General features: G+C 63.1%; 17 protein-coding genes. 2 read left to right on the top strand and 15 right to left on the bottom strand.

Translation table 11 applies throughout. From position 1 onward, the window contains the following. The first annotated feature begins 66 nt into the window (after nucleotides 1-66). Nucleotides 67-1146: a M24 family metallopeptidase gene (locus QNJ86_RS06305; protein ID WP_283831755.1), complete on the top strand. Its 1080-nt coding sequence runs from the start codon at nucleotides 67-69 to the stop codon at nucleotides 1144-1146. A gap of 108 nt (nucleotides 1147-1254) precedes the next feature. Here QNJ86_RS06305 and QNJ86_RS06300 read toward each other — a convergent pair whose 3' ends face one another. After that, complete coding sequence (locus QNJ86_RS06300; RefSeq protein WP_283831754.1) at nucleotides 1255-2880, bottom strand: FAD-dependent oxidoreductase; 1626 nt, start codon at nucleotides 2878-2880, stop codon at nucleotides 1255-1257. A gap of 44 nt (nucleotides 2881-2924) precedes the next feature. Next, nucleotides 2925-3578: a cytochrome c3 family protein gene (locus QNJ86_RS06295; protein ID WP_283831753.1), complete on the bottom strand. Its 654-nt coding sequence runs from the start codon at nucleotides 3576-3578 to the stop codon at nucleotides 2925-2927. Nucleotides 3579-3805: 227 nt separating this feature from the next. Between QNJ86_RS06295 and QNJ86_RS06290 the strand changes: the two genes are divergently transcribed. After that, nucleotides 3806-5248, top strand: a complete 1443-nt coding sequence (locus QNJ86_RS06290) for a helix-turn-helix transcriptional regulator (protein ID WP_283831752.1) — start codon at nucleotides 3806-3808, stop codon at nucleotides 5246-5248. A gap of 8 nt (nucleotides 5249-5256) precedes the next feature. On the opposite strand, the gene QNJ86_RS06285 is transcribed toward QNJ86_RS06290, so the two are convergent. From QNJ86_RS06285 to QNJ86_RS06225, 13 genes are all read right to left on the bottom strand, one after another. Then, nucleotides 5257-5763: a 4Fe-4S dicluster domain-containing protein gene (locus QNJ86_RS06285; protein ID WP_283831751.1), complete on the bottom strand. Its 507-nt coding sequence runs from the start codon at nucleotides 5761-5763 to the stop codon at nucleotides 5257-5259. Continuing rightward, nucleotides 5763-6368, bottom strand: a complete 606-nt coding sequence (locus QNJ86_RS06280) for a 4Fe-4S dicluster domain-containing protein (RefSeq protein ID WP_283831750.1) — start codon at nucleotides 6366-6368, stop codon at nucleotides 5763-5765. The genes QNJ86_RS06285 and QNJ86_RS06280 overlap by 1 nt, the downstream gene beginning before the upstream one ends. Continuing rightward, a complete protein-coding gene (gene fdhF / locus QNJ86_RS06275) occupies nucleotides 6365-8695 on the bottom strand; it encodes a formate dehydrogenase subunit alpha (protein ID WP_283831749.1) in 2331 nt (776 codons plus the stop codon). The genes QNJ86_RS06280 and fdhF overlap by 4 nt, the downstream gene beginning before the upstream one ends. 4 nt (nucleotides 8696-8699) lie before the next feature. Continuing rightward, nucleotides 8700-9353 (bottom strand): 4Fe-4S dicluster domain-containing protein, encoded by a 654-nt coding sequence (locus QNJ86_RS06270; protein WP_283831748.1) that lies wholly within the window; start codon nucleotides 9351-9353, stop codon nucleotides 8700-8702. 1 nt (nucleotide 9354) lies between these two features. Further along, nucleotides 9355-10224, bottom strand: a complete 870-nt coding sequence (locus QNJ86_RS06265; RefSeq protein WP_283831747.1) for a bifunctional 5,10-methylenetetrahydrofolate dehydrogenase/5,10-methenyltetrahydrofolate cyclohydrolase — start codon at nucleotides 10222-10224, stop codon at nucleotides 9355-9357. Nucleotides 10225-10241: 17 nt separating this feature from the next. After that, complete coding sequence (locus QNJ86_RS06260; protein ID WP_283831746.1) at nucleotides 10242-10853, bottom strand: cyclodeaminase/cyclohydrolase family protein; 612 nt, start codon at nucleotides 10851-10853, stop codon at nucleotides 10242-10244. A gap of 28 nt (nucleotides 10854-10881) precedes the next feature. Continuing rightward, nucleotides 10882-12240, bottom strand: a complete 1359-nt coding sequence (gene hisS, locus QNJ86_RS06255; protein ID WP_283831745.1) for a histidine--tRNA ligase — start codon at nucleotides 12238-12240, stop codon at nucleotides 10882-10884. 63 nt (nucleotides 12241-12303) lie between these two features. Beyond that, nucleotides 12304-15177, bottom strand: coding sequence for a hypothetical protein (locus QNJ86_RS06250; protein WP_283831744.1), 2874 nt, complete (start codon nucleotides 15175-15177; stop codon nucleotides 12304-12306). A 126-nt stretch (nucleotides 15178-15303) separates the two neighbouring features. Continuing rightward, nucleotides 15304-15684, bottom strand: coding sequence for a NifB/NifX family molybdenum-iron cluster-binding protein (locus QNJ86_RS06245; protein ID WP_283831743.1), 381 nt, complete (start codon nucleotides 15682-15684; stop codon nucleotides 15304-15306). Nucleotides 15685-15785: 101 nt separating this feature from the next. After that, the gene (locus QNJ86_RS06240; RefSeq protein ID WP_283831742.1) at nucleotides 15786-16220 is read right to left on the bottom strand and encodes a PadR family transcriptional regulator; all 435 of its coding nucleotides are present in this window, start codon (nucleotides 16218-16220) and stop codon (nucleotides 15786-15788) included. A 174-nt stretch (nucleotides 16221-16394) separates the two neighbouring features. Further along, the gene (locus QNJ86_RS06235; RefSeq protein ID WP_420052745.1) at nucleotides 16395-17714 is read right to left on the bottom strand and encodes a DHA2 family efflux MFS transporter permease subunit; all 1320 of its coding nucleotides are present in this window, start codon (nucleotides 17712-17714) and stop codon (nucleotides 16395-16397) included. Between the two features lie 103 nt (nucleotides 17715-17817). Beyond that, nucleotides 17818-18375 carry an aminoacyl-tRNA hydrolase gene (gene pth / locus QNJ86_RS06230; RefSeq protein WP_283831798.1) on the bottom strand — a complete coding sequence of 186 codons (558 nt, stop codon included), beginning with the start codon at nucleotides 18373-18375 and terminating at the stop codon, nucleotides 17818-17820. A gap of 15 nt (nucleotides 18376-18390) precedes the next feature. Beyond that, a complete protein-coding gene (locus QNJ86_RS06225; protein ID WP_283831740.1) occupies nucleotides 18391-19356 on the bottom strand; it encodes a ribose-phosphate diphosphokinase in 966 nt (321 codons plus the stop codon). Between the last annotated feature and the right edge of the window lie 73 nt (nucleotides 19357-19429).

Raw genomic sequence — 19429 nt, 5'->3', positions numbered from 1 at the left:
CGTTTTGCTCTATTATCGCTACAAACGTGATTTTGTTTGCATCCGCCGCCGTTCAAGGAGAAGCCTATGTCTGCCACCGCCACGCGTATCGAAACTGTCATGCAGAACCTCGCCGAGCGCAACCTTTCGCAGATGCTGGTCTGCGACCCGCGCTCTATTCAGTACCTCACAGGGGCGTATGTGGAACCCGGCGAGCGTTTTCTGGGATTGATTTTAGCGAAAGGTGCGGAACCGATGCTGGTGCTGAACGAGTTGTTCACAGCACCGGATGATTGCACCTGCACCGTGCGACCGTACTCGGACACGGACGACCCACTGGCTTTGGTGGCTGAGCTGTGCGATGCCGACGAGGCGCTGGGCTGCGACAAGAACCTGGCTGCGCGCTTTTTGATTCCCCTGATGGAACGCGGTGCCGCAGCGCGCTTCGTGCTGGCCTCCGATGCCGTTGACGACGCCCGCGCACTGAAGGACGAAGCGGAACGTGCCGCCATGCGCGCTGCCTCGCACACAAACGATGCCGCCATGGCTCGCTTCCGCGAACTGGTGCACGAGGGTGTCACTGAGTCGGAAGTGGCTGGTCAGCTGGAAGGTATCTACCGCGATCTGGGCGCGCAGGGCCACTCGTTCACGCCCATTGTCAGCTTCGGCGCGAACGCCGCCGACCCGCACCACGAGCCCGACAACACGCGCCTTGCCCCCGGCGACGTGGTGCTGTTCGATGTAGGCTGCCGCCAGGACGAATACTGCGCCGACATGACGCGCACCTTCTTCTTCGGCGAACCCACTAACCAGCAGCGCGAAGTGTACGAAACGGTGCGCCGCGCCAACGAGGCCGCGCGCGCCTTGGTGAAGCCCGGCGTACGCTTCTGCGACCTGGACCGCGCCGCCCGCGCGGTCATTGAGGAAGCCGGCTACGGCCCCTACTTCACGCACCGCCTGGGCCACCAAATCGGCCTTGACGTCCACGAACCTGGCGACGTCTCCGCCACCCACAACGCCCCGGTGGAGCCCGGCATGTGCTTCTCCATCGAGCCCGGCATCTACCTCCCCGGCAATTTCGGCGTCCGCATAGAAGACCTGGTCCTCGTAACCGAAGAAGGCTGCGAAGTCCTCAACAGCTATCCCCGCGAACTGACCGTGCTCTAGCCCCTTCCCCAACGCAAAGCGCGACCCCCGAACAAGTCCGGGGGTCGCTGGGAGGGAGGGAAGAAGGCAGATGTTATTCTGCCGCACAAGCCTGAAGAGCCAAAACCGTTAATCCCACGGCTCCTCAGCAGCGGCGTTCGTGCCAGCAGTGCGGGCGCCTAACGCCTCCGGCACGTTGCCAGCTCCTTGATAGAGCCAGCAGTACAACGAACCGAATTCACCACCCGCATACAGACGCGGTATGGGATTCCCCTCAGTATCGAGCACGTGATGTGCGCCATCGCGGACAGGGCCACCCTGGGTGTTAATGATGCCCAGGCCAAGTTCGCAGCCATAATAAGGAGGCTCGCTCACCGGCGAGAGCGCATCGGTTCTGCCAAATGCCGCATCGGCACCCGCCGCACACGCTTCGTTGTAAGCCTGAACAGTAGCAGCAAGCCCCGCCGGATCAACGCCAAGCTTACCTGCCAACTCTTCAATCGTGTCCGCTTTCACGAGCCAGCCCTTGTCGATTTCTGCCTGATTGTCATCACTCCACGTGTACCACTCATGGATGTTTGCCCAGTGGTTGCCCGCAGCCGATGAGCAGTTGTTAAACACCGGCCCCGCCTTCACTTTCGCGTTATCGCAGATGAAGAACATGGGCAGGTTCGCGTAGCTCAGCGTATCCATGCTGAAAGCGAGCTCGGGAATTTGAGACTTATCGTGCAGCGGACGCAGAATCTTGCGGTCGGACACCGTGCGTCCCGACTCGTTCACGAAGCGCTGGCCGCGTGCGTTAACCATAATGCTGTTGCTCCAGCACTCAAAATCGGTCCAGGTGAACCCACAAGAAACACCCACTTCTTCCGACGCCGGCTTGCAGCAGTGGCAGCCCCATTCAACCGAAGAGAAACCGCGAAGTTGTGCACCAATTTCGGTAATCATCTCAATGCCATCACCGGTGTTATACGGCGTGCCACAGGGATAAATAGGTACCTCGGGAGGATAGAAAGCGGTTTTCATCTGGTGGTTGTTCTCGAAACCGCCACAACACAGAATGACTGCCTTTTTCGCTTTGATAGCAAGTTGCGAGCCATCGGCGGCGGTGGCTAAGACGCCATACACTTCCCTCGTCTCAGGATCAAACACCAGTTTCGAAGCCGGCGTTTCGTAGCGCACAGACACTCCGGCGGAAGATTCCACCACGCCTTTCAGGAACGTGAACAGGCTGAATCCGTTTCCGCCCACCTTCGCGGAAGTGGGAAACGCAACAGCGGATTCAAGAGCACCATACATCGAGCCCTTCGTGGCGTTGGTTTCGACGTTCGCCCCATGATCGACCAGCCATTGCTGAAGCGTGGACGATTCTTCCAAGTAGCCCTCAATTTCTTCGTCGGTGGTTGTGTCGGGCATCTGATAGCGAATGAATTCAAATGCCGTATCAAGATTGTTGGGATCGGCCAAACACATAGTGCCACCCGACACGGACGTGTTGCCGCCGGCATCCTTCTCGGATGCCTTTTCAAGGATGATAACGCTCGCGCCAGCCTCCGACGCGTTGATGGCCGCAGCTGCCCCAGCGCCTCCGAAGCCAACGACAACAACGTCAGCTTCTTCACTCCACTCAACCGAAGACACCGCAGCGCCCCCGTTGCCTGAAGCAGCCGAACAGCCGGCCAGCGACAACGCCCCCAGCGAAAGGGCGGATGCCCCTCCCAGTACGAAACTGCGCCTTGATAATGATGCACTCATATCCCTCTTCCTTTCTCCTTGTTTCTTACCCACTCTGCACACGACTATCGGTGGTCGTGGCAGCTGTAGCACGATTCGAATGTTTTTGTGTGATGGCAGGAGTCGTAGCAGTAATCAATGCCTGCCGAAGCGCGATGCATGGTGTGGCACGTTGCGCAAGGAAGAGGCTCGCCCGTCACCTCGTGGGGGCTTTCGTCTTTCCCATAGTTTGTCGAGAACGTCATTTCATGCGGATTGACCGCCGTGTCCTTGCCTGCCGTATACGACGATGTTGCTTGCACGATGTCCTCACGCGTGTGACATCCGTCTCGCAGACAGAACTCATCGTCCGTATCCATTTTCGCCAGCGGCACGCGATAGTCGCCACTCAACTGAACTTGTAGTTCGGCAAGCTGGGTTTGCGGATCTGCCTCATGACAATCGAGACACACAACACCTTCCCCGGCATGCTGTGCAACCAAAAACTGATCGCCCTCATAGGTGTTCAGATACGAACCCATCGTGTCGTGGCACATGGTTCCGCAAAAGCTTGGCTGCTCATGCCACACCCAGAAACCTGCTCCGGCCCCTATGATCACCACCGCAATGACGGAAAGTACCGTGACCACGCGCCGCCGCTTCAATCGCTTGCGTGAATCGTTTTGATTCAGCGGCTCCGTTTGAGGTTCTTCGCAGCCCTGGCTCTGTTTTTCGGTCATATTCATCCTCCTTCCCTTCCTTCCCGGTGGCCCGTGCCCGCAGTATCGGCCCGTGGCGAACCAGTGGCTAGAGACATGAAAAAGGAAACGCGGCTCACCAGGGGGACATCTTTGATGTCTCTTGCCGAGTAGCGCAATCCATAGGTACGCTAGGGGGAATCTGTGGTAGCGTGCGACGGCAGGGAGCGTGCTTGGCTCGTTGGGGAAAGATCCGGGGGGATGTTGGCATGGCTGAAAGACGGGAACTGAAAGGGGCTACCAGCCGGCTCTCGCAGTTGGCCTCATCGTTTAACGTGTCGCTCCTTGGTATTGCCGGCGTGCGCATTTGGCTTGGCTGCATACCGTACGACCAACGAGTGCTGGGAGATGGCGGCTGGGGGCTGCTGCTGAGCACCTTGTTCCGCGGGCTGTTTCCTTTGCTGGTAGTACTCATACTTCGCGGGCGGATGCCAAGCGCCTCCGTGCTGAGAGCACTCAACGGAGGATGTACGATCGTTCTCATTGTGCTGGGAGAACTGCTGTGGATGGGAGTGTGTGGGGACGCTTCGCTGGTGGTCTTGATTGTAGCAAGCATGGCAGCCGGGTGGCTGTATGTCGAATGGGGCGAAGTCTACGTCAGACTCACGCTACAAAAGGCTACGCTGTACACGTGTCTTTCACTGGCCGCTGCGGCCATTGTTGTTATAGCGCTTTCTTTTGCGCCCCCATTTGTGACTGGCCTTGCCTTGCTGGCCTTTCCGCTCTGGGGATGTTTCGCGTTCACGCAGTCGCTCGCGAGGGCACGACGGCTGCCCGACGAGCGAAACGCACGTACGCCGCTCTTTTCACTGAGAGGAGATGCCAAGTGGATCGTCTCGCTGGCCATTTATTCAATCGTGTGGGGGATTATGCAGGCACTGCCTTTCGGAGGCGTGGCCGAGCCGACTTCTGTGTACCATGTGGTGTACCGCGTGGCTGGGGCGGCTATCGTTTTCGTGCCCATCGCGCAACTCTACCTGCTGAAAAGCGATTTCAATCTTCTTTCCATTTGGTACATCATCACAGCAGCCACCACGGTGAGCTTCCTGATGGTACTGATGAGCAATGGAGAGCTGAACAGTGTCGCCCTCACGCTGTTCGCCGTGGCAAATTATCTTATCCTCGCCTATTGGTGGATTCGTATTATCGACTTCACTCAGCGATCCGACCGGCCAGCATACGTCATGTTTGCGTTCGGCTGGGCAGTTATGCTGGTGTTTTTGGCACTTGGTGAGTTCATTGCGAAGTGGATCAGCCATTTGGATAATGCGCTGGTCATGCTGGTGTCGCTGGGCGTATTTATGGTGGTAGTGCACCTGACTACGTTGCTCCGAACTGGGAAGACAACGTCGCGCAGCGCAGACGAGCCCCAAGTTATTACCGGACTCGACGAGCCAAGTGCTGATCTTCAGCAGGTTATCGAACGCAGCATTGAGCTTGCTTCGATCGATTACCACTTCACTAAGCGCGAGAAGGAAATTATCGTACTGCTCAGCCAGGGAAGAACGCTCCAGTTTACGGCCGATCAGCTGGGCATTTCGCTGAACACGGTACGCGGGCACATGAAGCGCCTCTACGCGAAGGTGGATGTTCACTCCAAGGAAGAGTTACTTGACCTCCTTGAAGCGTATCGCGAAACAACCCAGGCCTAGCCCTTGCGCTAGCGGTGGTGTTTCATGCCGGCGCGGCGGGCGGCGGCTTTGGCGTCTTGGAGGCGTTTGCAGTCGGGGCAGGTGGACATGAGGGCGCGAGCGCGGGCAGCGTCGGCGTGATCTTCCTGCTCGAGCAAGGTGTTTGCGAACTCAAGTTCCTTGTTCGTGGCGTAGTAGCGGCCACACGTTGCGCACTCGGCCAGGGTGAACAGGCAGCGTTTCGGCAGTTCGGGCTCGTCGGCAAAGGCGGCGTCCTCGATGAGGGTCATGGCACCCGTGGGGCACACGGGCACGCAGCGGCCGCACTGGGTGCAGTCGAACAGGTCGAGTGTCCACACGAGCAGGCCTTCGTCCTCGTCGATGAAGATGCGGATGGCGCCTGCGTCGCACGCCACCGCACAGGCGGCACACGCAATGCAGGCGGAGAAGTTGTGGTGCGGCTTACCCTCCGCCACGCGCCTGGTGCGGTCGCGGCTGGAAATGGGGTTCGGAACGCGAGGTTTCACGGTTGCCATCAGCGGTTGACCTCCCCAAAGTCGTCGGCGTCGAGCAGTGCGCCGCGCATGGCTACCTCGGTCATCTCAATGGCCTCAAGGCGGCGGTTCTTCCCAAGCGCTTCCAGCATACCCTCATCAACCAGGTGCAATGCCTTGGTGGGGCACGCGTCCACGCACCGCGGACCATCTGCGGACTTCGCGCAGAGGTCGCACACCACCACGCTCGTGTAGGCGCCCGTCTCCTTTTGGCGCAACAGACCTGATGAGCGAGCCGACGACGCGCGGCTATACGGTGCAGCCTTCACGTGGGCCGTCGAAGGCGCGGACGGATAGATGGCACCGAACGGGCACGCGAGCGCGCACAAAAGGCAGCCGGTGCAGCGGCCTTCGTCCACCTGCACACGGTCGCGCTCCTGGTAGATAGCGCCCTCGGGACACACCGACAGACAGGGGGAACCTTCGCACTGGTGGCACGTCACCGCCGCCGACACCTCGCGCGTCTTCACGAGCGAGATGCGCGAAGCCGGACGCAGCGCGCGGCGGCGATGACTCTCGCTACAGGTGACGCGGCACGCGCCGCAGCCAATGCAGCGTGCAGGATCGGAAACGACGAAGCGGTTCATACGAGCGTCTCTTCCTCGCCGTCGGCGTAAAGGGCGCGGCCGGCCACTTCGGCCTCGTGCGGGGCGAAGGCGAGGGGGATGGGTGCGGAAGCGGCGTCCTCGGTGGACACGTCCTCAGGCGCTGGCGCGTCCACCGGTTCCGGCTCCGGCGCGGGCGGGTTCTGCCGGTCGGCCTCGGCCGCCAGCTGCGCCTTCAGTTCGGTATAGCGCTCCACCAGGTAATCTTCAGCCCAGCGCTGATCGGGGATGAGTTCCACCTCGCACGCGCTGTACTTGTCCTCGGGCGTACCGGACTCGCCGTCCACCACGTGCAGCGTGAGTTCGTTGCACTTGCCGATCCACCACTGGTAGGTCATGTACACGGCGCCGTCGTTCACGCGCTCGTCCACGGCGGCGCGCGCGAGCACCTTGCCGCGGCGCGACGTCACCCACACCAGCTGCTCTTCCTCGATGCCGCGCGCGTCGGCGTCGGCGAGGCTCATGCTCACGTAGCCGGGCTCGTCGGCGAGCGCGGCCAGCGCCTTGCAGTTGCCGGTCATCGAACGGCACGAGTAGTGCCCCACCTCGCGCACCGTGCACAGCACCAGGGGATACGCGTTGTCTGGGCGCTCCGTGGGCGGCTGCCAGTGCGCCGCCATCAAATGGCCCTTCCCATCAGGCGTGGTGAACGCGCCGCCCGCGTACAGCTCAGGCGTGCCGTTGTTCGCGGGATCATCCGCCGCGTCGGCAAAGATGGGCCACTGTGCGTAGCCCGTGCCTGCCATCTTCTCGTACGTTGCGCCGGCGAACTGCGGGCAGAGCGAGCGCACCTCGTCCCAGATCTCGCGCGTGTTTTGGTACTTCATGGGGTAGCCCATGCGCGTAGACAGGTCGGCGAAGATCTCCCAGTCGTGGCGACACTCCCCCTTTGGCGGCAGTGCGGCCGTGGTCAGCTGGAACGAACGGTCGGACGCGGTGTACACAGCATCATGCTCGGCCCACGAGGTGGCGGGCAGCACCACGTCGGCGAGCGCGGTGGTCTGCGTCATGAAGATGTCCTGGCTGATAAGCAGGTCGAGGCCTTCAAGCGCCGCACGCACCTGCGCGGTGTCGGGCTCGGTTTGCAGTGGGTCCTCGCCAAAGTTGTAGAACGCGCGAATTTTCCCCTCAGCCACGCCGTGCGGCAGGTCGGTGAGCTTCCAGCCGGGCGCAAGCGACAGACGCTCCTGGGGCACGCCCCACGCGGCGGCGAACTTCGCGCGTGCCGCCGGATCGTCCACGCGCTGGTAGCCGGGATAGAGGCTTGGCCACATACCCATGTCGCACGAACCCTGCACGTTATTTTGGCCGCGCACGGGCGCAAGACCGCTGTTCGGACGCCCAATGTGGCCCGTGATGAGCGCAAGCGCCGCGATGGCGCGCACGGTTTGCACGCCCTGCGCCTGCTGCGTCACCCCCATGCCCCAGCCAATGATGGCCGTCTCGGCCGTGGCGTAGCAACGCGCCGCCTGCCGAATGACCTCGGACGACAGACCCGTAACCTCTTCCACATCCTCGGGCGCGTAATCCTGCACGACTTCCCACCACTCGTCGAAACCGGTCGTGTGGTCGTCGATGAAGTCGAAGTCGGCCAGTTCTTCGTCGATGATGGTGTAGGCGAACGCGTTCAGAAGCGCCAGGTTGGAGCCGTTTTTGAGCGGCAGGTAGAGGTCGGCGATGCGGGCCGACTCGATGATGCGCGGGTCGCACACGATAAGTTCCGCGCCGCGCTCCTTCGCCTTCACGATACGGCGCGCCACGATGGGGTGGCTCGCCGCGGGGTTGTAGCCGAACAGCAAAATGCAGTCCGTTTCCTCAAGCGTGGGAATGCTCACGCTCATCGCGCCCGAGCCGACGCACTCCATGAGCCCAATGACGCTGGCCGCGTGGCAGGTGCGCGCGCAGTTGTCGATGTTGTTCGTGCCGAGGCACGCGCGCGTGAACTTCTGCATGACGAAGTTGGCCTCGTTGCCAGCACCGCGCGAGGAACCCGTGAGCATGACGGCTTCGGGGCCGCTTTCCTCGATGATGGCGCGCAGCCGTTCAGCCGTAAAGTCAAGTGCTTCGTCCCAGGTCACACGCTCAAGCGGCGCGCCTTTCGTGCGGCGAATCATCGGGTGGTAGATGCGCGGCGTGAGGATTTTCGTATCGTTCACGAAGTCGTAGCCGTAGAGGCCTTTCAGGCACAGCTCGCCCTCATTCGTGATGCCGGGCAGGCCCTCCGCGTCGATGACCTTGCCGTTCTCCACCACGAGGTTCATCTTGCAGCCGGCGCCGCAGTACGGGCACACCGCCATATGCTTTTCCATGAGGCTACTCCCCCTCGTTCAGTTCAGCGTTCAGCTTCATGCTGGCGTACGACGCCGTTGCGCGAGCCGCGGCCTTGCGCTTGCTCTGCCGCGCACGCTCCATGAACTCCGCGTCTATCAGGCGCAAAGCGTTGGTCGGACAGGCGGCCGCGCACGCCGGGCCGCGCGCACAGTCCAGACACAGGTCGCACTTCACCACCGTTGACTTCGTGCGCTTGCGCTTCTTTGCGCGCGCTCGGGCCCGCGCGCCCTTGGCGGACTTGTCATCCTTGGCGGCGGCTTCGGCCGCGGCCGCTTCCTCGGGCGTGGGCTCAGGTTCGGGCGGCAGCTTCTCGGTGACGATTTCCACCGCGCCATAGGGGCAGGCCAGCACGCAGTTTCGGCAGCCGATGCACTTGTCAGGATGCACGCCCACGTGCTCGTCATCGCTGTAGAGGCAGCCCGTCGGACACGCGTCCACGCACGGCGCCTCGGCGCAGTGATGGCAGCCCACGGGTGCGGAAATGGTGCGCGTGGTGACTAACGTGAGACGCGGAACAGCCACATCCTCTAGCTGGTCGTGGCGCATGAGGCACGCGGCCATGCACGTTTTGCAGCCGATGCACACCGACGGGTCGGCGATGATGAACTTCCGGCCGACGGGTATCGCAGCGCGCACGCTACCGGCCTCCCTCGCGCGCAGCAAGCGCCGCCTCGGCCGCAGCCACCGTGTGCGCCATGGTGACACTGGTCGTGACCGTACCCAACCCGCCCGGCACCGGCGTGATGGCTCCCACCACCGGTTCCACCGCTTCGAAGTCCACGTCTCCACAGATGTTTCCCTGTTCGTCGAAGTTGATACCCACGTCGAGCACCGTCTGACCAGGGCTGAAGAACTCCGCACCGAACGCGCGAGCGCGCCCCGTAGCACAAATGACGATGTCAGCCGAACGGCAGAGGCTCGCCAAATCCTCCGTGCGACTGTGGCACATCGTGACGCTGGCGTTGCGACGCAGCAGCATCATGGACACCGGCTTGCCCACCACCAGGCTGCGCCCCACCACCACAACGTGCTTGCCCTCAAGCGGCACGTCGTAGTGCTCCAGTAATTCAATGCACGCCGCAGCCGTGGCCGGCGGAAAACCTCGGTCACCATCGGTGAACACTGCCGCAAGCGAAGCAATCGTAATGCCGTCGATGTCCTTTTCCGGTGCCAGTTGTTCGCACGCCTGCACCTCGTCAATATGCGCAGGTAGCGGGCGGAACAGCAGGCAGCCGTGAATGCTGGGGTCCTGGTTGACCTCGTAAAGCGCGGCTTCCAGCGCCTCTTTCGGCGCGCTCTCATCCAGCACGAAGAGCCGCACGGCAACGCCGAGCGATTCGGCGCGCTTGCGAGCGGTGCGCTCATAGGACAGGTCGTCAGGGCGCTCACCCATGCGCACGATGGCGAGCGTCGGTGTGACACCGGCCTGCTCAAGTGCGTTAACGCGCGGCGCGAGGTCGGCCGCTAGGCGCTCAACGACGGGTTTTCCGGTAAGAAGGGTTGCCATGAAACGGTACGCTCCTTTTAAGAGACGGAAGTTTTCACGAAATCGAACAGCTCGTCGCAGCGTTCGCGCGTACGCGCAGCCAGTGACTCAGTTTCGCCCCGGTAGTGCGCGGCCAGCGCCGGGTCGTCCATTGAGGCGGCGTTGATGAAGATGTTGAGGCTGGCACCGTCCGAGGCCGCACGGGCGAAGGCCGCGGCAACGCCCGCGTCCGAGCGCGCCATCACGCTGCCGTGATGAGCCAGGTAGTCGGCTTCATCCACCACTTCAGCCACCGCGCGCATGATGGCAAGCGGCACGTCGCACGCGCCAACAAGCGCCTGTTGAAGTGCGGCGTTTTTGGCCGCCTGCTCTTCGGGCGTAGCCTTAGGCAGGCGGTAGGCGGCCGCCAAAGGCTCAAACGCGCGGGCATCTTCGTCCACCAACGCAACGAGACGCGCCCTCAACGTGGCAAGGCACGCGAGCGAGGCCTGCACGTCATCCTCCACATCGGCGTAGCGCTTCTTCCCCACCGTGAGGTTGCCCACCATGGATGCGAGGGCCGCAGCAAGCGCGCCCACGTACGCCGACGCTCCGCCGCCGCCCGGCGTGGGAGCGGCGCTGGCCAGCTCATCAATAAACGTGGTGTCCATAGGCTGCTCCTTAGCTTCTTGTCATCACTTAAGCGAGACGCGCGAGCACATCCTTCAACGCCGCGGCTCCGCCTTCGACAGCGCAGGCGGCCAGCTGCGTTTTGAGGGCCGCGAGGTCCGCCATCTGCTCGTCGTGCGCCTGCATGTCGCGCACCTTCACCTGACCGGCGGCCAGCTCGTCGGGGCCCAGCACCACCACGGCGTGTGCGCCCAGCTTGTCGGCAAGCTTGAACTGGCTCTTCAGGCTGCGGCGCTGATGATCCATCTCACCCACCAGGCCGCCGTCGCGCAGCGCCTGCACGAGCGAGAACGCCTCGGCGCGCACCGAATCATCCACGCAGGCCACAAACACGTCGCAGCGCTGCGCCGCGGGCAACGTGTGGCCCGCGGCTTCAAGCGCCAGCACGCAGCGCTCGTAGCCAAGCGCCCAGCCGAATCCCGGCGTGGGGCGACCTCCCACTTCTTCGGCCAACTTGTCGTAGCGCCCGCCGCCTCCGATGGCGTTTTGGCTGCCCATACCTTCCGTGACCTGTACCTCAAACACCGTGCGCGTGTAGTAATCCAGGCCGCGCACCAGCGTGGGATCTTCCACAAACACCAGGCCCGCGCCCGTGAGGTACGTCTTCACCGCCTCGTAGTGCTCTCGGCAGTCGTCGCACAGGTGATCGGTGATCTTCGGCGCGCCCTCCATGACGGCAGCGCACCCGGGGTTTTTACAGTCGAACGCGCGCAAGGGGTTGGTTTCGGCGCGGCGCTTACATTCGTCGCACAACTCGTCCGTGTGCGTGTCCATGAACGCCTTCACCGCGTCGCGATACGCCGGACGGCACACGTCGCAGCCCATGGAGTTCACCAGCAGGCGCGTTGCCTCCACGGGAATGCCAATGGCCGCATAGAAGCGCATGAGCATGATAATGCCCTCGGCATCCACGCTGGGTTCCTCGGCGCCCAAGCACTCGATGCCTACCTGGTTAAACTGGCGCTGGCGACCCTTCTGCGGACGCTCAGCGCGAAACATCGGGCCCGCGTACAGCAATTTCGCGGGCGCGGCCCCTTGCGGCACCAGGTCGTGTTGAACCACCGCGCGCACCACACCGGCCGTGCCTTCGGGGCGCAAGCTCAGGCGGCTCTTCGCCTTCACCGTGCCGCCATCCAGGAGTTTCTTCAGGTTCTCGCCCGAGATGGCTGTGAACATTTCCTTCGACACCACGTCGGTAGCCTCGCCGATGCCGCGCACGAACAGTTCCGTCTGCTCAAACACGGGCGTTTCGATGGGCAGGTAGCCGTAGCGCCCAAATATCTCGGTCGCAATCGCCTTAAACCGCGTCCAATACACGGCCTCATCAGGAAGCAAGTCTTTCGTACCTTCAGGTGCTTGGAGTGCCATAGGTGCGTCCTTCGTGTCTCGGGATGTGGAATTACGCTATTGTAGCGCATACCGCGCACGCCCTCAGGCAGATGAAACCTCCAGGGAGCGAAGGACGTTGACGAGGGCGTCATCGGAGCGGTGGTTGAGGCGCTGCGCTAAGAGGTTGCGAGCCACGGAGAACAGGCCGGCGTCGGTGGCGGCTGCTGCGGCGGCGTCCAGCGTGTCGAGCACCTCGTCGGTGGGGGAAAGCGGGATGTTCGCCTCGCGCAGGATGCCGTCCACCTCTTCACGTTCGAGCGCTTCGATGCTTGTTTCGGCCACCAGTTCCTTGAGTTCGGCCATGGCTTGCAGCGCCACAACGGGCGCGGTCATGACGGACTTGAGGTAGCACGCGGCACCCGTGCGCGGCTCGCCGGCCTTCCAGAGGGCGTAGGCCAGCTGATAGTAGGCCACGGACACGTCGTTGACCTGGGTTGCTACGCGCAGGCACTCTTTTAGCACGGCCGAGGCGTTGTCCATGTCGCCCACCAGCATATAGGCGCGGCCAAGCTGGCGGTAGCCGGCCGCCGTGGCGGGGGCCAACTCTATGGCGCGCTGTCCGTAACGCAGCGCATCGTCCACCCGTTCGAATGAACGCTCCAGCAGGCTGACTATCTCCAGGTGGCAGAGGTAGAACGAATCGGGCACCAGCTGGACGCGACGACCCGCGTCGGCCTGCGCGCGCTCGGCGAGTGTGGGCACGGCAGAGGCAGAAGTGTCGGCCGGACGCGTGGATGCCTGCGTTTGCGCCTGCGCCGCTTCCCCGCCGTCGGCTGCCCGAAGCGCCTGGTTGTACAGCACACGCGACGCGTAGCTATCGAACGAGCGGAACACCGTGGTCGCGCCATCCACATAGCCATCGAGCGCCGCGGCTTCCGCCACCGCATCCATGAGCACGGCCACTGCCTCCTGCGGGTCGCGCTGCGCGAGCGTGCGGGCGCGGCCGAGTGCAGTTAGGCAACGGTCCTCGCCCAAGAAGCACACCACCACAGCGTTTTGGTCCTCGGTATCAAGCGAGCCTTCCGCAAGCGCGGCCATCAGGCGCGTGCATGCCGACGCCGTGAGGTCGTCGCCTCGCTTTTCGGCCGCATCCTGCTCTTCGCGCACCACGCGAATAGCCTCGGTCGCGCTAGCCGCACACGCAATGCGGTCGGCCAGGCCCTCGCCGATGCGCCGACGATACGCGTCAGCCACAATGCGCACGTCAGCCGCTCGCGTCGCGCCAAGCGCCTCCTGTGCTTCAGGTGGAAGGGGCGCATCCTGAGCCTCGGGCAACTCGCGGCGCAAGGCGGTGGCAGGCAGGGCGTTTATCAGCGCAAACGGGTCGGCCGCCGGCAGATCCCATACGGCGCCGCACTGCGCAAGCAGCGCGAGGGGGTCAGCCTGCGGCGCAGCGCGGAACTGCCCCGACGCTTCATAAGCCGCGCGAGTCAACGTCACCAGAAAGAACGCCGGCTCGTGCGCATCCTCGGGGAATTCCCCACCGCGCTTTACGTCAATCTTGCGGTCACCTGCCGCCCCGCTGCCCGCGTGCGCCGCGGCCGCACCGAGCGGTCGGGCCGCCACATCAACGCGCTGGATCTGCGGCGACGCCTCAAACGCCACCGACGCCAGCAGCAGCCCCACGCGCGCAGCGTAGCGACGCGCCTGCGCGTCACGTTCGGCCTCCCCCATCGGCACCCAGCCCTGCTGCGGCGCATCCACCCAGCGCCACGCGGGCATGAGCGCCGCGTCGGGCACCGTCATGTCGAAGGCCACCACGCCTTCCGCCACGTTCGCCCGCATCTGCGCCTCAACGCGCACGGGCAGGCGCAGGCGCTCCAAGACGGCACCCAGACGACAGCGCACCTCCCATTCGCCGCCTTCCGCGCCCGCAGGCGCTCCAAGAATGCTCGCGTCGGGAAGTGGCTGAGTTCCGGCCGATTCAAGCAGATAGGCTTCCCAGCGCGCGCAGTCGATATCGGTGGCCAGCGACGCGCGGTCGCCAAACGCCTCCTCCATCAGCAAAAACCGGTTGAGCGCACTCTCAAGCGCCCACACGGTGCGCCGCGACACGTTCGCCCCTTCGCTCTCGCGCGCCACGTAATACGTGTTGGCATAGCGAACGGTGCGCACCAGGCGGAGCGCGTCGTCAGGCACAGCGGGTGCCTTCAGCTCATCCAGCCCCGCGTCGGACAGCCAGCGCGCCAGGCTGCGCGCAAGTGCGGGCGCGTGCACCACCGGGTCGTTTTCCGCGTAGCGCACGTCGTCAATGATGGAGCGCAACCCCGGCAAGAGCCAGTCCGCCGACAGGCGCTCGTGCACAAATTCCAGACCGCGTGTGGGAATTTCCGCGCCACCGGCCATTTTCGGCCGATAGACGAACGCCAAAAAGGCGCGCGCCATGGCATCGTCGTACGAAAGATCGACGCCATACGGCCCGAAATCGTACCAGGAATCCTCCAAGGTGTAGCGGCCGTGCGCGCACGTGTACCGCGTCACCTCCCGCGTATCACCCTCCGGGGTGCGCACCTGCACACACCCGCGCTCAACACCGGGAGTGTCCTGATCAGCGAAGAAGGCGAAGGAAAGATCGGGCTCGCGCGCAGGTGGCGACACCGACGCAAAATTCTGTGCGAACACGCGCCCGAAGCGGTCGACATAGGCAAGGATGATGAACTCACGCTTCCCGAGGAACTTCACAATATAGTGGTCGCCCTTGTTGGGTGCGGCGCACGCACCGGTGATCCAGCCGAAGACGGGCGCGGATTCAGGCGTAGGCGCGGGCACAGCCCCGGGCGATCCCGCAACCGCAGGCGTCAGCTCAACAGGAGCAAGCGGCGGCACCGCATCGGGAAGTTCACGGCGCGCCGCACCAAGAAGCGACGCCGTCGCCGTCAACGTATACACGCCATCCTTTTCTCCCGCCTGCCGCACACGTGCTCCTTTCTCTTTAAGCAAGCAGCATAACACGACCCCCGCATGTTGTCAGAACGAAGAAGCGCCCCGCCGCTCGACCGAAGTCGCGCTGCGGGGCGCCTCATTGCTGCGTGTGGAAGCGAATCAGTGATGGTGATTGCAGGCCTCGGCGGCGCTCATGATGGGCACCTCACCAGCGGCAACAAGCTTCGCCACCTCGCCCACCTGCGGCGTGCGGTTCTCGAAGTACACGGTGATGCCCGCCTGATTGAAGCCCATCAGCGGGCGCATGCCCATGCCAGCCGCCACGATGGCGTTCACACCGGCGTCGGCCAGAAGACCCACGGGGCGCAGGCAACCGCCCTCTTCATGCGGCGGGTTTGCCACCTCGGACGTGCCCTTGATCTCGCCGTCTGCAATCTCCACAATAGTGAAGCAATCGCAGTGGCCGAAATGGCCCGCGCGCTCGGACTCTAGCCCGGCGGCGCCCATCGTTGGCACCGCAAGTTTTATCGTTTCTGCCATGGTGACCCTTCTTTCCCGAGGCGCGTAACGCCCCGCATTCTGTCCTCCGGGGATAAACCCCGACGCTTGCCTCTCGTTGTTGCCGCCGGCCCGCTCACCCGCTAGCTCGCGTGCGAACCCGCGTCTTCCTCAGACGTGCGTCCCACCTGGGCGAGGCCGCCTTCCAGTAAACCCACCAGCAACTCGTCCAACCGCTGGCGCGCCCGCAGCGCATCCAACCACTGTTCGGCCAATTCCATGCCCTGCTCGGTAAGTTCGTACTCGCGCCTGCGCGGGCCGGACGCATCCTCACACCAGCGCGACACCACGGCGCCCTCTTCCTCCAGCCGCCGCAGGGACCGATACAATCCCCCCACGTCAACGTCCACTTCGCCATCGGTCATCTCCAAGATGGTACGGCGCATGTCGTAGCCGTAGCCTCCCGCGTACAGAAGCGCCGCCAACGCGGCAGGCTCCACCAGCGCGCCGCCGCCTCCGCCGCGCCTGCGGCAACATGGTTGCCGAGCACCAGAACCCTCACAGTCACCTCGCGGCATGGGCATCGCCTCCTCGTATGCGTGCGTCAGCTATATGACGTGAACATATATACTCCCAGAGCATCTATGTTGTCAACATATATCGGAAAGAAAACGTGCGAACGGAAGGGGAAGCAAAGGAACGTTTTGCGCGCTGCGCCACGCGGCACGCGCCGGGAAGGTGCGAACGCGCCCCTAGCGCACCTTCGCCGCTATAAACGCGAAGGTGGCTACCGCGAACACAGCCGAGAACGCGAACGCCAGCTGATACGGCAGCGCCGGCACCGCAGTTGCCGCAGATGAAGCGCCCACCACGGCAATAAGCAGCACCATTGCCGACGTCCCCAGCGACGCGGCCGCCTGCCGCCCCGCAATGGAGAACGACGAGCCATCCGTCACCAGGCGCCCCGGCAAGCCCGCAAGGCTCCACGAGATAAGAGGCCCCATCAGGCCCGACACGCCGAAGCCGCGCACCGCCTGGCAGAGCGTGGTCACCGCAAGCGGCGTACTTTCATCGAGAAACACCATTGACACCGATCCAACCGCCAAAAGCGTTCCCGACACCAGCGTCACCGGGCGCACGCCAAAACGATCGGTGAGCGCGCCCGCAAGCGGATTCAAAAACAGGGCCGCAATAGTACCCGGCAAAAGCACAATACCCGCATCGAGCGCCGTACCTCCGCAGAGCCCCTCCACATAGAGCGGAATAACCAGCGTCACGCCCATAAACGATGCATGGAGCAAGCACAGCACCACAAACCCAACGCTGTACTGCCCGGATGCAAATATCCGCATGTCAATAAGTGGGTCGGCCACACGCTTCTGTCGCCGCACAAACAGCACCAGAAACAACGTGCCTAGAACAAGCGGCCCCCACACAAAGGGGCTCGAAAGGGCGAAACTGCTTGCCTCGGAGAATCCCAAGAGCAAACCGCCAAAGCCGAGCGCCGACAGGGTAAAGGAACGTGCGTCGAACCGCTCCGAAGGGTTGCTCACTCCTCCGCGCACCATCAGCACCGTGACCACCGCCAGCAACGCCGCACCTACAACCAGCAGCACAAAGAAGCTGCGCCACCCCAGCGAAAAACTGAGCGCGCCACCAATGGTGGGACCAATGTTCGGCGCGAAGCCCATGGCGATGCCCGCCACACCCATGGCCGTGGCGCGGCGTCCCTCGGGAAAGCGCGTCATCGCAATAGTCTGCATGAGCGGCAGCAATAACCCCGTTGAAACCGCTTGGCACACACGCCCCGCGAGCAACACCGCAAAGCTTGAAGCAAGGCAATCGGCAAGTGCTCCCACCAGGAAAAACGCCAATCCTACCAGGACATGCACACGCGTGGAGAAGCGCTTCGAAAGATACGTAGACACGGGCACCGTAATGCCCAGTACCAACATATAGCTGGTTGTAAGCCACTGGCCAAGTCCCACGTCGAACGCGAACTCTTCCATGATCTCGGGAAGCATCGCATTGACGGCAGTCTGCGAAAGGTTTCCGAAAGCCGAGGCAAACATGACAATAACGAACAGCGCATACACCTGCCCGCGCTCGCTCCTAACAAACCCGCGCACAACATCCTCCTTCGATCTTTGTTATTGTTGAGTAGATGCTGTCGCGTTAGTTGAACGCTTGTTGCGTTTTTTCGAGGCCGGCCGTTACCAGCGAAAGCGCTGCTTGCGCGCCGCGGTCGACCGCGTACGTGAAGTCCTCGGCGGCTTCCTTTTTTGGCAGCGACAGCACCCAGTCTACCACGGGCATGCGTCCCGGGGGGCGGCCGATGCCCACACGCACGCGGAACCAATCGCGCGTGCCCAGTTTATCACAGATGGAGCGCAGACCGTTGTGGCCCGCGTGGCCGCCGCCGAACTTCACGCGCACGGTTCCGGGGTCGATGTCCAGTTCATCATGGATGATAATCAGGTGCTCCGCGTCCACGCCGTAGGCGTTCATGAGCTGCTTCACCGGACCACCCGACGTGTTCATGTAGCTTTGCGGCTTGGCTAGCACCAGGTCAACGTCGCGGTAGGCGCCCTTGGCCGTGAGCGCGCCACACTCGGTCTTCCAGTAGCGCGCACCCACCTCTTCCGCAATGGCGTCCACCGCGTCAAACCCGGCATTGTGTCGCGTATGCGCATATTCGTCGCCCGGATTCCCCAGGCCCACAATGAGGAACATCGTCACGCGAAACCCCTACTCGAACAACGACGCAACCGAGCCGTTGTTGTATACGTTGCTGATGGTTTGGGCGAACAGGGGGCCCACGGACAGCACCTTCACCTTGCCGGTCTGGCGGGCCAGCGGCACGGGCACGGTGTTCGTCACCACCACTTCTTCGATGCTGGAGTTCTCAATGCGATCGTACGCCGGGCCGCTGAACAGGCCGTGCGTGGCGCAGGCGTATACCTGCGAGGCACCTTTGGCTTTCAGCGTGGAGGCGGCCGCCACCAGCGAGCCGGCCGTGTCAATCATGTCGTCGTTCAGGATGCAAATTTTGTCCGTCACGTCGCCGATGAGCGCCGTGATTTCGGCCTGGTTGTGCTTCGGGCGATCCTTGTGCATGATGGCAATGTCGCAGTCCAGCATCGTGGAGAACTTCTTCGCCGCCTTCGCGCGCCCCACGTCGGGCGACACAACGCACAGGCGATCCTTGTCCAGCTGCATACTCTTGAAATAGTCAACGAAGATGGGCATAGCCGTCATGTGGTTCACCGGCAGATCAAAGAAGCCCTGGATGGCATCTTGGTGCAGGTCGATGGTGATAACGTTGTCCACGCCCGCGGCGGCCAGCAGATCAGCCACCAGCTTGGCAGTGATGGGCTCGCGCGCGGTGGCCTTGCGATCCTGGCGCGCGTAGCCGTAGTGCGCCACCACGGCAGATACCGAGCGGGCGGAAGCGCGCTTGGCGGCATCGGTCATGATGAGCAGCTCCATGAGCGCGTCGTTCACGTCGTAGCCTTCGGCCCCGCACACCGACTGCACGAGGAACACATCGGCGCCGCGCACGCTTTCCAAGTAGCGCGCGTAAATCTCGCCGTTCGCGAACTTTTCGAGCTTGACGTTGCCAAGTGAGACATCCAAATTCTGGGCAATCTCATCGGCGAGCTCGGGGTTGACCGACCCCGAGAACAGAGCCAGGCTCTTCTGCACTTCCGTCATGACATGCTCCTTCGTGTAGCTTGCTTCTCGTCTCTTCCCCGCGCCGCACGAATGCGGCGATTGTTCATTCTAC

Source organism: Gordonibacter faecis (genome assembly GCF_030077735.1).
In the GTDB taxonomy this organism is placed as follows: domain Bacteria; phylum Actinomycetota; class Coriobacteriia; order Coriobacteriales; family Eggerthellaceae; genus Gordonibacter; species Gordonibacter faecis.
The sequence above is the reverse complement of the archived record's forward strand: the minus strand, read 5'-3'. Positions and strand labels throughout refer to the sequence as shown.